13 protein-coding genes are annotated in these 13,981 nt (G+C 70.5%); 9 read left to right on the top strand and 4 right to left on the bottom strand.

Annotated elements, in window-relative coordinates:
* The first annotated feature begins 221 nt into the window (after window positions 1–221).
* On the top strand, window positions 222–1,415 hold the full coding sequence (locus tag REH65_RS13905) for a glycoside hydrolase family 64 protein (RefSeq protein WP_406692725.1): 1,194 nt from the start codon (window positions 222–224) through the stop codon (window positions 1,413–1,415).
* A 140-nt stretch (window positions 1,416–1,555) separates the two neighbouring features.
* Window positions 1,556–2,365 (top strand): NBR1-Ig-like domain-containing protein, encoded by an 810-nt coding sequence (locus tag REH65_RS13900; protein WP_406692724.1) that lies wholly within the window; start codon window positions 1,556–1,558, stop codon window positions 2,363–2,365.
* 288 nt (window positions 2,366–2,653) lie between these two features.
* Here REH65_RS13900 and REH65_RS13895 read toward each other — a convergent pair whose 3' ends face one another.
* Together REH65_RS13895 and REH65_RS13890 are read right to left on the bottom strand one after the other, a co-directional pair.
* Entirely contained in the window at window positions 2,654–3,121 is a 468-nt protein-coding gene (locus tag REH65_RS13895) for a hypothetical protein (protein WP_406692723.1), read from the bottom strand.
* Window positions 3,122–3,126: 5 nt separating this feature from the next.
* On the bottom strand, window positions 3,127–3,504 hold the full coding sequence (locus tag REH65_RS13890) for a helix-turn-helix domain-containing protein (protein ID WP_406692722.1): 378 nt from the start codon (window positions 3,502–3,504) through the stop codon (window positions 3,127–3,129).
* A gap of 126 nt (window positions 3,505–3,630) precedes the next feature.
* On the opposite strand from REH65_RS13890, the gene REH65_RS13885 reads away from it, so the two are divergent.
* Entirely contained in the window at window positions 3,631–4,359 is a 729-nt protein-coding gene (locus tag REH65_RS13885) for an SDR family oxidoreductase (RefSeq protein WP_406692721.1), read from the top strand.
* 178 nt (window positions 4,360–4,537) lie between these two features.
* Window positions 4,538–5,545, top strand: coding sequence for an SDR family NAD(P)-dependent oxidoreductase (locus tag REH65_RS13880; RefSeq protein WP_406692720.1), 1,008 nt, complete (start codon window positions 4,538–4,540; stop codon window positions 5,543–5,545).
* Here REH65_RS13880 and REH65_RS13875 read toward each other — a convergent pair whose 3' ends face one another.
* Complete coding sequence (locus REH65_RS13875; protein WP_406692719.1) at window positions 5,546–6,088, bottom strand: TetR family transcriptional regulator; 543 nt, start codon at window positions 6,086–6,088, stop codon at window positions 5,546–5,548.
* Between the two features lie 201 nt (window positions 6,089–6,289).
* Here REH65_RS13875 and REH65_RS13870 point away from each other — a divergent pair, with 201 nt between their 5' ends.
* Both REH65_RS13870 and lat read left to right on the top strand, forming a co-directional pair.
* Entirely contained in the window at window positions 6,290–7,060 is a 771-nt protein-coding gene (locus tag REH65_RS13870; RefSeq protein WP_406692718.1) for an SAM-dependent methyltransferase, read from the top strand.
* A 163-nt stretch (window positions 7,061–7,223) separates the two neighbouring features.
* The gene (gene lat / locus REH65_RS13865; RefSeq protein ID WP_406692717.1) at window positions 7,224–8,576 is read left to right on the top strand and encodes an L-lysine 6-transaminase; all 1,353 of its coding nucleotides are present in this window, start codon (window positions 7,224–7,226) and stop codon (window positions 8,574–8,576) included.
* 44 nt (window positions 8,577–8,620) lie between these two features.
* Here lat and REH65_RS13860 read toward each other — a convergent pair whose 3' ends face one another.
* Window positions 8,621–10,075: a dolichyl-phosphate-mannose--protein mannosyltransferase gene (locus REH65_RS13860; protein ID WP_406693160.1), complete on the bottom strand. Its 1,455-nt coding sequence runs from the start codon at window positions 10,073–10,075 to the stop codon at window positions 8,621–8,623.
* Between the two features lie 184 nt (window positions 10,076–10,259).
* On the opposite strand from REH65_RS13860, the gene rsmI reads away from it, so the two are divergent.
* The 3 genes from rsmI (at window position 10,260) to REH65_RS13845 (ending at window position 13,912) form a co-directional block, all read left to right on the top strand.
* The gene (gene rsmI, locus REH65_RS13855; RefSeq protein ID WP_406692716.1) at window positions 10,260–11,096 is read left to right on the top strand and encodes a 16S rRNA (cytidine(1402)-2'-O)-methyltransferase; all 837 of its coding nucleotides are present in this window, start codon (window positions 10,260–10,262) and stop codon (window positions 11,094–11,096) included.
* 186 nt (window positions 11,097–11,282) lie between these two features.
* A complete protein-coding gene (gene metG, locus REH65_RS13850) occupies window positions 11,283–13,079 on the top strand; it encodes a methionine--tRNA ligase (RefSeq protein WP_406692715.1) in 1,797 nt (598 codons plus the stop codon).
* Window positions 13,079–13,912 carry a TatD family hydrolase gene (locus REH65_RS13845; RefSeq protein ID WP_406692714.1) on the top strand — a complete coding sequence of 278 codons (834 nt, stop codon included), beginning with the start codon at window positions 13,079–13,081 and terminating at the stop codon, window positions 13,910–13,912. The genes metG and REH65_RS13845 overlap by 1 nt, the downstream gene beginning before the upstream one ends.
* Window positions 13,913–13,981: the final 69 nt, after the last annotated feature.

The raw sequence follows: 13,981 nt of genomic DNA, 5'->3' as shown, positions 1-13,981 counted from the left end.
CGGGATTTCGGGCGCGTTCACATTTATCTGTCGAAATGTGGTCCCGGTGTTGCGCGAGAAACCATTGATGTGCGCTTCCGTTGAATAGTGTTCAGATGTGATTACTTCGCTCCAATTGGGGGTATGGAAGGGGTTGTCCAGACCGGCAGACTTCGGGATCGATCACGAGAGAGGATCGGCTGCCCACACGTGGTGGTCCCGTTGTCTCTGGAGGTATCCACATGGTTTCTCGCCGGCGGTTTCTCGGTTATTCCGCTGCGGCCCTGACGGCACCGTTCTGGGCTCAGGCGATCAGCGCTCCGTTCGCTTCGGCGGCTCCGGAAAGCATGAAGTTCGTTCTGCAGAACAACTCCGGTGGTCCTGCCAACGCCTACATCGCCGGATTCTCGGACGCCGAGAAGAAGGCCGTTTTCATCAAGGCGGACGGCACTCCGTACTTCCCCGAGGCGGGCGGCCCCGAGCCGGCGCCGATCGGTGACGACGTCGCGATCCCGGTCGACGGCACCGTCGAGATCACCGTGCCGCGCATGTACGGCGCGCGGGTGTACTACTCGCTCAACGACACCCTGGAGTTCCAGGTCGTGCAGGGGGCCGACGGCACGACCTCGGTCGTGCACCCGAACTTCGTCTCCAGCGAGGACCCGAACTTCGGTAAGGACTGGACTTTCGCGGAGTTCACCCTCAACGCGGAGCAGCTCTACGCCAACATCAGCTACGTGGACTTCGTCGCCGCCCCGATCGGTCTGCACCTGACCACCACCGGCAGCGGTGAGCAGAGCGTTCCCGGCATGCCCACCGGTGGCATGGACAAGGTCGCCGAGAGCCTCAAGGGCATGGGCGGCAACTGGGCCACCCTCGTCCAGGAGGCCGACGGCAAGGTCGTCCGGGTGCTCAACCCGAACCACCGCGCCGGCGACTTCGAGGGCTACATGGAGCCCTACGTCGACGAGGTCTACGCCAAGTACGCGGGCGAGTCGCTGTTCGTCGACACCCAGCGCGAGGACCTGGGCATCATCGAGGGCAAGGTCGAGGGCGAGGAGCTGGTGTTCGGCTCCGAGCGCTTCGCCAAGCCGTCCTCGGTGGACATCTGGGGCTGCAACAGCGGTCCGTTCGCCAACAACCCGGAGAGCGACTCGCAGGAGCGGCTGGCGATCGTGCCGCGGCTGGCGGCGGCGTTCAACCGCACCACGCTGCTGATCAACCCGAACCAGCCGCACGAGGAAGACCCGGCGACATTCTACCAGAACGACATCACCAACCACTACGCCCGCGTGGTGCACGAGAACCTGCCCGACGGCAAGGGCTACGCGTTCGCCTACGACGACGTGAGCTCCAACGCCGGTGAGGACCACAGCGGCAAGGTCAACGCCGGTGACCCCGAGGTCTTCACCCTGACGCTCAACGCCCTGCGCTGACCGAAGCGTGGCGGTGCGGGTTCAGGAACCTCGCGGCTGCGCCGCTCGCCCGCAGTTCAGCGACGACGGCGGCCGGTCCACGACGTGGGTCGGCCGCCGTCGTGCTCGGTGGGGAGCGGCTTTGCGCAAGAATGCTCGACGTGGACGATTCTGTGCTCGGGGATGACGCGGCGCGCAAACGAGGTCGCAAGCAGCAGCGCCCGGACCCGCAGGAGAGTCCGGTCGCCGAGTTCGCCTGGCGGTTGTGCGAGTTGAAGGAGTCCGCAGGCGATCCGTCGTACGACCGGATGCGCGCCGAGTTCGGCGCGATGGCCTCCAAGTCGGCGCTGTCGGCGGCCGCGCGCGGCAAGGACCTGCCGTCGTGGGAGACGACGTGGGAGTTCGTGCGCAGCCTCGCCGTCGGCGTGCTCGGCCAGGACGCCGAGACCGCGCGCCGGGAGTGGTCCCGGCGCTGGGAAGCGGCGCGGACCGTCGAGGAACCCGAACCCGCCGAACCCCCGGCGGTCCGGCCGAGGTGGTTGACGTGGCTGGTGGCCGGGGCCGCGGCGGTGCTCGTCGTGGCGGGCGCGGTCTGGTGGACGTGGCCGGAGGAGCGCCCGATCCCCGGTGACGCGTCGCTGATGCTCAGCGAGACCGTCCCGGACGGCACCGAGTTCGCGGCGGGCGAGAACTTCGTCAAGACCTGGGAGGTCCGCAACGTCGGCCGCGAGCCGTGGGACGGCCGCTACCTCGCGCAGGTCTTCCGCGAGGGCGATGCCGACTGCACCGCCCCGCAGCGCGTCTCCGTCGGCGAGGTGGCGCCCGGCGGCACCGTCCAGCTCGCGGTGCCGGTGTTCACCGGTGAGAAGCCCGGCCGCTGCAAGCTCGGCTGGAAGATGGTCGACGAGGACGGGCGCCAGTACTTCCCGGAAGAGCTCCGCGCCGTCTTCTTCGACATCCAGGTCCGGTGACCTCGGGCAGGTCCGGTGACGTCCGGACCCGCGGGACTCCCCGGCACCCCCGGTCGGCCGGGGAGTCCCGCTCGGGTCACGACCCACGCTATTCACCCGGACGGGTGAAGATCTACTGATCAATGGGCAGGTCTTCCCCGCGAGCCAATTCCGGATGTCTTCGCAGGTCACAGATTTGACCAACCCGGATCCCAGGTCAAAACCAGCCCGATCCGGCGGTGGGGATGACCCGATTTCAACGGAACTCGGGTCCCCGACTTCCGTTGAAATCGCGGATCCCCGGCGGGCTCAGGGCGGGTCCGGGATGAGGGATTGGGTGCCGAGGACGCCGAGGAGGTCGAGCTTGTCGGCCGAGTCGGTGCCGACGGCGGGGGTGAACCACAGGAGTCGCTGGCGGCAGTCCTCGCTCACCAGGTTCAGGCAGTTGACGTCGATCGTGCCGAGCTCCGGGTGCACCAGGCGCTTGCGCTCGTCCCGGCGGACGGCGATGTCGTGCCGGGACCACAGGTCCGCGAACTCCGGGCTGCGGGTCTGGAGGTCTTCGACCAGCTCGCGCGCTTCGGGATCGTCCGGGGCGCGGCGGGCGACGGCGGCGCGCAGGTCCGCGACGAACGTCCAGGCGTGGTGCGCGTGGTCCTCCTCCGGGTACAGCGCGCGCGAGCTCGGGTCGGTGAACCAGCGGTGGACGAAGCTCGCCCGCATCCCCGAGTCCGGCACCTTCGGGCCGAGCAGCGCGACCGCGAGGTCGTTCTGCACCAGCGTCAGTGCAGGTCGGTGATGACCTGGGCGGGCGTGCCGGACAGCCGGTCCAGCAGGTCGAGCATTCCCGGGTGCACGTGCGCCGCGGACCCGCCGCGCAGCGGCAGCGGGCGCCCGGCCAGCGCGTAGAGGTGGTCGCGCTCGTCGCGGGTGAGCCGCAGCGCGCGGGACAGCGCGGCCAGCATCTGCTCGGACGGCTGCGCGCCGCCGCCCCGCTCCAGCTCGATGTAGTAGTCCACCGAGGCCCCGGTGAGCTGCGCGACCTCCTCGCGGCGGAGCCCCGGCACCCGCCGCCGATGCCCGGTGGGCAGGCCGACGTCGGAGGGACGGATCCGGTCGCGCCGCTTCTTGAGGAAATCGCCGAGTTCACCCAGGTTCACGTCGTCCAGTTTCCGCTCGCCGGGCGCGGCCGAGCCAGGGGACGGCATCCCCCGGGTCAGCGGCAACTGGTTGACCTCGGTGTTCCGCCGGAGGCTTGGAGCAGGTCACCGAGGAGAGGAACACGCATGACACGCACGGCCATCGTCACCGGCGGATCCCGCGGCATCGGCCGCGACATCGTCACCCGGCTCGCCGCCGACGGGTTCGCCGTCGTCGCCGGGTACGCGGGCAACGAGGAGCTCGCCACCGAGGCGGTTCGGGAGGTGCGGGAGTCGGGCGGGCGCGCGATCGCCGTGCGGGCCGACGTCGCCGACGAGCACGCGGTCGCAGCGATGTTCGACGCCGCCGAAGCCGAGTTCGGCGGGGTGGACGTGGTCGCGCACGCGGCAGGGAAGATGGCGCAGTCCACCGTCGCCGACCTGGATCTGGCGGTGCTCGACGAGGTGTACCGGACCAACGTGCGCGGCACCTTCGCCGTCGCCCAGCAGGCGGCCCGGCGGCTCCGCGACGGCGGCGCGCTGATCACCTTCTCCAGCTCCGCGGTCGCCCTGGCCTTCCCGGCCTACAGCCCGTACACGGCGACCAAGGGCGCGGTCGAGGCGATGACGATGGTGCTGGCCCGCGAGCTGCGCGGACGCGACATCACCGTCAACACCATCGCACCCGGCCCCACGGCCACGGACCTGTTCTTCGAGGGCAAGACCCAGGAGACCGTCGACCGCCTCGCCGCCCAGCCCCCGCTCGAACGCCTCGGCACCCCCGCCGACATCGCCGCGGTCACGTCCTTCCTCGCGGGCCCGGACGGCCGCTGGATCAACGGCCAAACCCTCCGAGCCAACGGCGGCATCAACTGACCGACCCCCACCCCACGACGAAAACCGCAACATTCGCGCGTCGAAAACCGCAGCATTCGCGCGTCGAAAACCGCAGCATTCGCGCGACGAAAACCGCGGTTTTCGTCGCGGGGAGGGGTTCGAGGGCCGGGGTAGGGTGGAAGTCAACGGTGTTGACTTCGTGGGTCGGAGGTGTTCGGTGGGTGAGGTGCTGAGCGGGAAGAGCACGGTGGGGGCTTGGTTGGCGCATCCCGAGGGCGGGCCGTTGATCGGGGAGATGCTGGCCGCGGCCGGGCACGAGCCCGAGGCGCTGGCGCCCGTGAGCGGGTTGCCGTTGGAGCAGCTGGTCGAGCTCAGCCAGGGGGCCATGAGCCGGGAGGCCGTGGACGAGCTGGTGCTGCGCGTCAACGGCGGGGTGATGCCGGAGGTCGACGCCGTCACGAGCGGGTGGCAGGAGCGGGTCGTGCCCGGGCGGTTCGAGGGCAAGACCGTGATCGTCACGGGGGCCGCTTCCGGGATCGGGCGGGCGACCGCCTCGCGGATCGCGCGGGAAGGCGGCCGGGTCGTCGCCGCCGACATCAACGCGGGTCCGCTCGACGAGCTCACCGCCGAACTGCCCGGTGCGGTCGCCGTGGCCGGCGACATCTCGCAGGCCGCCGACGTCGACCGGATCGTCGCCGCGGCCGGCGAGCGCATCGACGGGCTCGCCAACGTCGCCGGGGTGATGGACGACTTCAGCCCGCTGCACGAGCTCGACGACGCCACCTGGGAGCGCACCTTCCGGATCAACGTCGACGGGCTGATGCGGCTCACCCGGGCCGCGCTGCCGTCGATGCTGGCCGCGGGCGCGGGCTCGATCGTCAACGTCGCCTCCGAGGCCGCGCTGCGCGGCAACGCCGCGGGCGTCGCCTACACCGCCTCCAAGCACGCGGTCCTCGGCATCACCCGCAACGCCGCGTTCATGTACGGGCCGTCGGGCGTCCGGGTCAACGCGGTCGCGCCGGGCGGGGTGGCGACCGGCATCAGCTCGTCGGTGGACGCGATGTCGGAGTTCGGCCGAGAGCGCACCGGCGGGTTCATCGGCCTGATGCCGCCGGTGGCGACCGCGCCGCAGCTCGCCGCCTCGATCACGTTCCTGCTCAGCGACGACGGCGTGAACCTCAACGGTGCGATCCTGCCCTCCGACGGCGGCTGGTCGGTGCAGTGATCACGGCGTGAGCAGCCGCTGCAGCAGTCCGCCGTAGCGCTCGACGAGCCCGTCCCGGTCCGCGGCCAGCCGCTGGTCGCCGACCACCCACAGCGAGTACAGCAGGCCGCCGACCAGGGCCGCGGCCGCGCGGGCGCGCTCGTCGGCGTCGGCACCGCGCATCCGCACCCGCAGCGGCTGCACGAACGAGGTCTCGTGGGTCTCCCGCAGCCGCTCGGCGATCTGCGGGTTCCCGCTGCCCTGCACCATCGCGAGGTGGATCGCGCGGGTGCGGTCGTCGGAGTCGAGCAGCACCTCGACGAACCGGGTTCCCAGCCGCTCCAGCGGCACGTCCAGCAGCGGTTCGTCGTCGATGCTCAGGTGCATGGTGTCCAGGAACAGCAGCTCCTTGCTGCCGAAGTGCCTGATCACCAGCGCCGGATGGGTGGCGGCCCGCGACGCGATGTCCCGGACGGAGGTGTCGGCGTAGCCGCGCTCGGTGAACAACCGGGTCGCGGCGTCGCGGATCGCCTCGCGCGTCTGGGAACCCGATCTCCTGGCCATGACCGGGATCGTATCCGGCCGGAGGTGGCGTCGAGCCGTGCCGAACACAGTCTCCGCCGGAGCCTCGACGGACCGGAACGCCCCTGGTGGGACGGGGTGCGCCGAGTCCGCCGCGAGTAGCATCGGCCGCATCGGCGCCCGGATGCGCGCTCGGTCGATAGGGTGATCGCGCAGTCTCGGTCGGTGAGGGAGATGTGAGCGGTGGAGATCGACATCAGCACGCCGCAGTCGGCGCGGATCTGGAACTACTGGCTGGGCGGCAAGGACCACTACGCGGTCGATCGCGAGGCCGGTGACGCCGTGATCGCCCAGATCCCCGACATCCCGGAGGGAGCCCGCGCCGAGCGCGCGTTTCTGGTGCGGGTCGTGCGGCACCTGGTCGAGGAGGAGGGGCTGCGGCAGTTCCTCGACGTCGGCACCGGTCTGCCGACCGCCAACAACACCCACGAGGTCGCGCAGCGGCTGGCTCCGGAGAGCCGCGTCGTCTACGTCGACAACGACCCGATCGTGCTCGCGCACGCCCGCGCGCTGCTGACCAGCACGCCCGAGGGCAAGACGGACTACCTCGACTCCGACCTGCGGCGCCCGGAGGAGATCGTCGAGGCGGCCCGGGAGACGCTGGACTTCGACCAGCCGATCGGGCTGATGCTGCTCGGCGTGCTCAACCACGTGATGGACGACGACGAGGCCCGCTCCGCGGTGCGCGCGCTGGTCGACGCGTTGGCGCCGGGCAGCTTCCTGGTGCTCACGCACTCCACCGCCGAGGTCCACGGCGAGCCGATGCTGCGCGCGATGCGGGAGACCACCGAGCGCGGCGGAACCCCGATCCGGGCGCGCACCGCAGCCGAGATCGAGGGCCTGTTCGCCGGGACGACGCTGCAGGAACCGGGCGTGGTGACCTGTTCGCAGTGGCGCCCTGAGAGGGAAGGCGAGAAGCCGGTCTACCTCTTCGGCGGCGTCGGCCGGGTCTGACACCGCGGATTCTTCGGCTCCGGGGGAGAAGTGCACCTGGAGCAGAAGAATATCTTTCGTTCATGCGGACGATCAGCTGAAGTATCTTGCTCAGTCTTCGGCTTCCTGTGTAATTCTTGTTGTGTGTGCGAGACCCGTGCACATGCAGCCGGGAGGCCGAACCATGACCGCTCAGCACGAGACCTTCTCGACCGCAGTCCCCGCCCCGCGCCCCGGAACCGACCCCGTGACCGCGCTGAAAGCGCAGGTCACCGGCGACCTGATGGACATCGTCGTGGACCTCGACGCCGGTGACGGCTGCCGGCTCCGCGACGTGCGCGACGGCACCGACTACCTCGACATGACGATGTTCTTCAGCTCCGCACCGCTCGGGCACGGGCACCCCGGCCTGCGCACCCCGGAGTTCGAGGCCGCGCTGGTCCGCGTCTCGCGGGTCAAGCCGTCCAACCCCGACTTCGCGACCGAGGAGCAGGCCCGGTTCGCCGAGACCTTCCAGCGGGTCGTCGGCATCCCCGAGCTGCCCCTGCTGTTCTTCATCGACGGCGGCACCCTCGCCGTGGAGAACGCGCTCAAGGTCGCCTTCGACTGGAAGACCAAGGTCAACGCGCGCCGCGGGATCGCCGTGCGCGGCAGCCGGGTCATGCACCTGGAGAAGGCCTTCCACGGCCGCAGCGGCTACACGCTGTCGCTGACCAACACCGACCCGTCGAAGATCCGCGACTACCCGATGTTCGACTGGCCGCGCATCCCCAGCCCCGCCGTCGAACCCGGCGAGCGGTGGGACACCGCCGACCTGCTGCCCGAGGAGGTCCGCGCGCTGGAGGTCGCCGAATCCGCGCTGCGCCGCTACGGCGCCGAGATCGCCTGCTTCGTCTACGAACCCGTCCAGGGCGAAGGCGGCGACCGGCACCTGCGGCCGCAGTTCCTGCAGGCCGTGCAGCGGTTGTGCGTCGAGCACGACGTGCTGACCGTCGCCGACGAGGTGCAGACCGGCGCGCTGACCGGTCAGGCGTGGGCGCACCAGGCGCTCGGGCTCGAACCCGACCTGGTCGCCTTCGGCAAGCGCATGCAGGTCTGCGGTGTCATGGGCGGACGTCGGGTCCTGGACGTGTCCGACAACGCCTTCCGCGAGCCCAGCCGGATCAGCTCCACCTGGGGCGGCTCGCTCACCGACATGGTCCGCGCGACCCGCATCCTGGAGATCATCGAGGCGGAGGACCTGTTCGCGCACAGCCGCGCCATGGGCGAACTCCTGCTCGGCGAGCTCCGCGACCTGGCCGCGGAGTTCCCGCGCCTGATCCACTCGCCCCGCGGCCGCGGCCTGATGTGCGCCATCAGCTTCCGCGACCCCGGCCACCGGGCCCGGGCCCTGGCGGTGGCCCGGGAGCAGCACCGCACGCTGTTCCTGCCCTCGGGCCCGGACTCGCTGCGAGCCCGGCCCCCGCTCACGGCCCGCCCGGAGGAGATCCTCGACGCCGTCTCAGCCCTCCGGAAGACCCTCGCGTCGCTGACCTGAGACGCGGTCGCGCGGGGCCCGATCCGGTCGGGCTCCGCGCGCGGTCAGCGCCAGGAGGGGAGCCAGAGCTCGGCCTGCCAGTGCTCGTGGGTGATGGGGTCGCCGTTGAGGACCGGCCAGAGCCAGATGAAGTTGGCGACCACCAGTCCGATGTAGAGCGACACCGCGAGCAGGCCCGTCTTGCGGCGCTCGTAGTGGTCCTCGGCCGTGCCCAGCACGTGGCCGAGGACCAGGACGATCCCCAGCACCAGGAACGGGACCAGCGGAGTGGCGTAGAAGAAGTACATCTGCCGCGACAGGTTCGTGAACCACGGCAGGTACCCGGCGCCGTAGCCGACCAGGACCGCCGCGTAGCGCCAGTCCAGCCGGAACACCGCGCGCCACACCGACCAGGCCGCGACCGGCAGCGCCGGCCACCACATCGCCGGGGTGCCGATCAGCATCGTCGCCTGCACGCAGCTGTTGCGGCCGCAGCCCGGCATCCCCGACTCGTAGTAGTAGAGCATCGGGCGCATGCCCATCGGCCACGCCCACGGCTTGGACTCCCACGGGTGCGGGGTCGCCGGAGTGGTCAGGTGCGTGTGGAAGTCCAGCACGTTGAGCTGGTAGTACAGCAGCGACCGCAGCGCGTCCGGCAGGCCGTTCATGCCCACGTCGTCGTTGAGCAGCACCGCGTGCCGGTCGGTGGCGGTCTCGCTGGCGAACCAGCCCGACCAGGTCGCGAAGTACACCAGCAGCGGGATGCCCACCAGCGCCCACAGCGCAGGGGCGGTGTCGCGCACCAGCGCCGCCCGCCACGGCCGCCGCACCCCGGCCGCCCGCCGGGCCAGCGCGTCCCAGAACACGCTGAGCAGGCCGAAGGCCATGATGTAGTAGATGCCGTTCCACTTGGTCCCGCAGGCCAGGCCGAGCATCAGACCGGCGCCGAAGCGCCACCAGCGGAAGCCCAGCGCCGGACCCCACGTCGCCGGGTCGAGACGGCCGTCCGAGCAGACCTGCCACAGCCGCTCGCGGACCTGGTCGCGGTCGACCAGCAGGCACGAGAACGCGGCGAGGATGAACAGCGCCTGGAAGATGTCGAGCATGCCGACGCGCGACTGCACGTGGCTGAGCCCGTCGCAGATCAGCAGGACACCGGCCAGCGCGCCGAGCAGCGTCGAGCGCGTCAACCGGCGGGCGATGCGGACGATCAGCAGCACCATCAGCGTGCCGAACAGGGCGGCGATGAGCCGCCAGCCCCACGGCGTGTAGCCCAGCAGCCACTCGCCGATCGCGATCATCTGCTTGCCGACCGGCGGGTGCGCCACCAGCTCGTAGCCGGGGTTGTCCTCGTAGCCGCCGTTGCGCAGCATCTGCCACGCCTGCGGGACGTAGTGCTTCTCGTCGAAGACCGGCGTGCCCTCGTCGGTCGCCCGGCCCAGGTCCCAGAAGCGGACCAGCCCGGCGACCAGGGTGATCACCAGCGTCACGATCCACGCGCGCTTGCGGTCGGTGGGCATCGAGGTGTCCAGCAGCGGCAGCGGGTCGGTCTCGCCCGGCCGGTGAGCCGCCGGTGCGCGGCCTACCTGGACGAGTTCGTCGGCACCGCCGAACCTGCGGACTGGGACGCTCACACCGTCGATCGTAAGGGTCAGGCACGCCTCGACCGGGGCACGCCCCGCGAGCGGCCTACGCTGTGCGGTCATGGACTCCGGCACCCTGCTCCTCGCCGCCACCCCGCTGGGCGATGCCCGCGACGCCTCCGCACGACTGGTCGAGGCGCTCGGCTCCGCCGAGGTGGTGGCCGCCGAGGACACCCGCCGGGTGCGCAACCTCGCGAGCGCGCTGGGCGTCGCCCCGGAGGGCAAGGTCGTCAGCTACTACGAGGCCGTGGAGTCGGCGCGCGCCCCGATGCTGCTCGACGCGCTGCGGGACGGGAAGTCCGTGCTGCTGGTGACCGACGCCGGCATGCCGAGCGTGTCCGACCCCGGCTACCGGCTGGTGTCGGCGTGCGTGGCCGAGGGCCTGCCGGTGACCTGCCTGCCGGGCCCGTCGGCGGTGACCACGGCGCTGGCGGTGTCCGGGCTGCCGTCGGACCGGTTCTGCTTCGAGGGGTTCCCGCCGCGCAAGACCGGGGACCGGCGGAAGTTCTTCGGGCGGCTGGTCGCCGAGGAGCGCACCAGCGTGTTCTTCGAGGCCCCGCACCGGCTGGCCGACGCGCTGGCCGACGCGGTGTCGGTGCTGGGGGAGTCGCGGCAGGCCGCGGTGTGCCGCGAGCTGACCAAGACCTACGAGGAGATCAAGCGCGGCACCCTCGGTGAGCTGGCCGAATGGGCGGCCGAGGGCGTGCGCGGTGAGATCACGGTGGTGCTGGCCGGAGCCGAGCAGGCCGCCCCGACCGACCCCGCGGAGCTGGTCGCGCAGGTCGAGGAGCGGGCCGCGGACGGCATCCGCCTCAAGGACGCCGTCGCCGAGGTCGCCGAGCTCGCGGGAGTCCGCAAGAAGGAGCTCTACGACGCGGTCCTCGCCGCGCGCAGGTGACTCCCGGAGGTTTTTCGGTGGCGCTTCGCCGCGTGCGGGAACGTGTGGGCGTTTGCCCAGGGATGGGACTGTTTTAGCCACAATTAACCGGGCATAACGGACTTTGATCACGGGTGATTATGGCTAAAACTGCCCGCTGCCCCCGCGCGGTCACGCGAGAGGAGCGGCCGACTACCCTTGAACACCATGAGTGCCTCTGTGTTGACGGCTGTGGCCTGGCCTTATGCCAACGGTCCGCGTCACATCGGTCATGTCTCCGGCTTCGGTGTGCCTTCGGACGTCTTCTCCCGCTACCAGCGAATGGCCGGCAACCAGGTGCTCATGGTCTCCGGCACCGACGAGCACGGGACCCCGATCTCCGTCCAGGCGGAGAAGGAGGGGCTGACCACCCGCCAGCTCGCCGACAAGTACAACCGGGTGATCACCGAGGACCTCCAGGGACTCGGCCTGTCCTACGACCTGTTCACCCGCACCACCACCGGTAACCACTACAAGGTGGTGCAGGACCTCTTCCTCGCGCTGCACCGCAACGGCTACGTGCTGCCCAAGACCACGACCGGCGCGATCAGCCCGTCCACCGGTCGCACGCTGCCCGACCGCTACATCGAGGGCACCTGCCCGATCTGCGGTTACGACGGCGCGCGCGGCGACCAGTGCGACAACTGCGGCAACCAGCTCGACCCGGCCGAGCTGAAGAACCCGGTCTCCCGGATCAACGGAGAGAAGCCGGAGTTCGTCGAGACCGAGCACCTGTTCCTCGACCTGCCCTCGTTCACCGAGTCGCTGGGCAAGTGGCTGTCCACCCGCGACGGCTGGCGCCCCAACGTGCTCAAGTTCGCGCAGAACCTCGTCGAGGACATGCGCCCGCGCGCGATCAGCCGCGACCTGGACTGGGGCGTGCCGATCCCGCTGGACGGCTGGCGCGACCAGCCCATGAAGCGCTTCTACGTGTGGTTCGACGCCGTCATCGGCTACCTGTCGGCCAGCGTCGAGTGGGCCCGCCGCACCGGCGACGCCGACGCCTGGAAGCAGTGGTGGACCGACCCGTCGGCGCAGGGCTACTACTTCATGGGCAAGGACAACATCACCTTCCACGCCCAGATCTGGCCGACGCTGCTGATGGGGCACAACGGCCAGGGCGACAAGGGCGGCGAGGTCGGCCCGTTCGGCGAGCTGAACCTGCCCGACGAGGTCGTCTCCAGCGAGTTCCTCACCATGAGCGGCTCGAAGTTCTCCACCTCGCGCGGCACCGTCATCTACGTGCGCGACTTCCTGCGCGAGTTCGGCCCGGACACCCTGCGCTACTTCATCTCGGTGGCGGGCCCGGAGAACCAGGACACCGACTTCACCTGGGACGAGTTCGTCCGCCGCACCAACTTCGAGCTGGCCAACGAGTGGGGCAACCTGGTCAACCGGTCCATCTCGATGGCGGCCAAGAACAACGGCGCCGTCCCGGCCCCGACCTCCCCGGCCCCGGCCGACGAGGAGCTCAAGGCCCAGGCCCGCGCCGCGTTCGACACCGTCGGCACCCACCTGCGCAGCTCGCGGTTCAAGGCGGCCTCGCAGGAGGCGATGCGGGTCGTCTCGGCGGCCAACAAGTACCTGTCCGACCAGGAGCCGTGGAAGCTCAAGGAGGACCCGGACCGCCGCGACGCCGTCCTGCACACCGCGCTGCAGGTCGTCTCCGACGCGAACACGCTGCTCACGCCGTTCCTGCCGCACTCCGCGCAGAAGGTGCACGAGCTGCTGGGCGGTACCGGGGTCTGGGCCGCGCAGCCGGAGATCCGCGAGGTCGCCGACCTCGACGACGCTTCGCTGTCCTACCCGGTGCTGATGGGCGAGTATGCCGCCGAGCAGGCCAAGTGGGAGTCCACCGAGATCGAGGTGGGCCGCCCGCTGAACAAGCCGAAGCCGCTGTTCGCGAAGCTCGACGCCGAACTCGGCGAGACCGGCCCGGAGTGGGCCCCGATCCAGCAGGGCTGATGGGCAAGAAGACCTCCAGGAGCGAGCTGCCGCCCGTGCCCGAGGCGCTGGCGGCAGCCGCCGTCGACTCCCACACCCACCTCGACGCCTGCGGCGCCAAGACCGCCGAGGACGTCCGGGCGATGGTCGACCGCGCCCAGGGCGCCGGCGTCGGCCGGGTCGTCACCGTCGCCGACGACCTCGACTCGGCCCGCTGGGCCGTCGAGGCCGCGACCTGGGACGAGCGGGTCTTCGCCGCGGTGGCGCTGCACCCGACCCGGGCCAAGGACTTCGGCGACGAGGAGAGGGCGACGCTGGAGGAGCTCTCCGCGCACCCGCGCGTGGTGGCCATCGGCGAGACCGGCCTGGACTACTACTGGGACTACTCGCCGCCGGAGCCGCAGCAGGAGGCGTTCCGCTGGCACATCGACCTCGCCAAGCGGACCGGCAAGCCGCTGATGATCCACGACCGCGAGGCGCACGACGACATCCTGCGGATTCTGGACGAGGAGGGAGCTCCGGAGACGGTCGTCTTCCACTGCTTCTCCGGTGACGCCGAGTTCGCGAAGTCCTGCGTGGCCAAGGGATACGTGCTCTCGTTCGCCGGCACGGCGACCTTCCGGAACGCCAAAAGCCTTCGCGAGGCGGCCGAAACGGTGCCGCTGGAGCAGATGCTGGTGGAGACCGACGCGCCGTTCCTGACGCCCCACCCCTTCCGGGGACACCCCAATCAGCCCTACTGCGTCAATTACACCCTTCGTGACCTCGCCGAACTCCGCCGTATGAAGGTCGATGAGCTGGCAGTAGCCACCACCGCCACGGCCGAGCGAGTTTTCGGCCTCGATCAGGGGTAATCACACCCTTGTAGTCCTCTACGCTGCGATTTCTGGTAAGTGGCGTTCACGTTCGTCCGCTTGCGGTCC

It is taken from the genome of Saccharopolyspora sp. ID03-671 (assembly GCF_045278815.1).
In the GTDB taxonomy this organism is placed as follows: domain Bacteria; phylum Actinomycetota; class Actinomycetes; order Mycobacteriales; family Pseudonocardiaceae; genus Saccharopolyspora; species Saccharopolyspora ipomoeae.
This window is presented reverse-complemented; position numbering and strand designations above follow the sequence as displayed.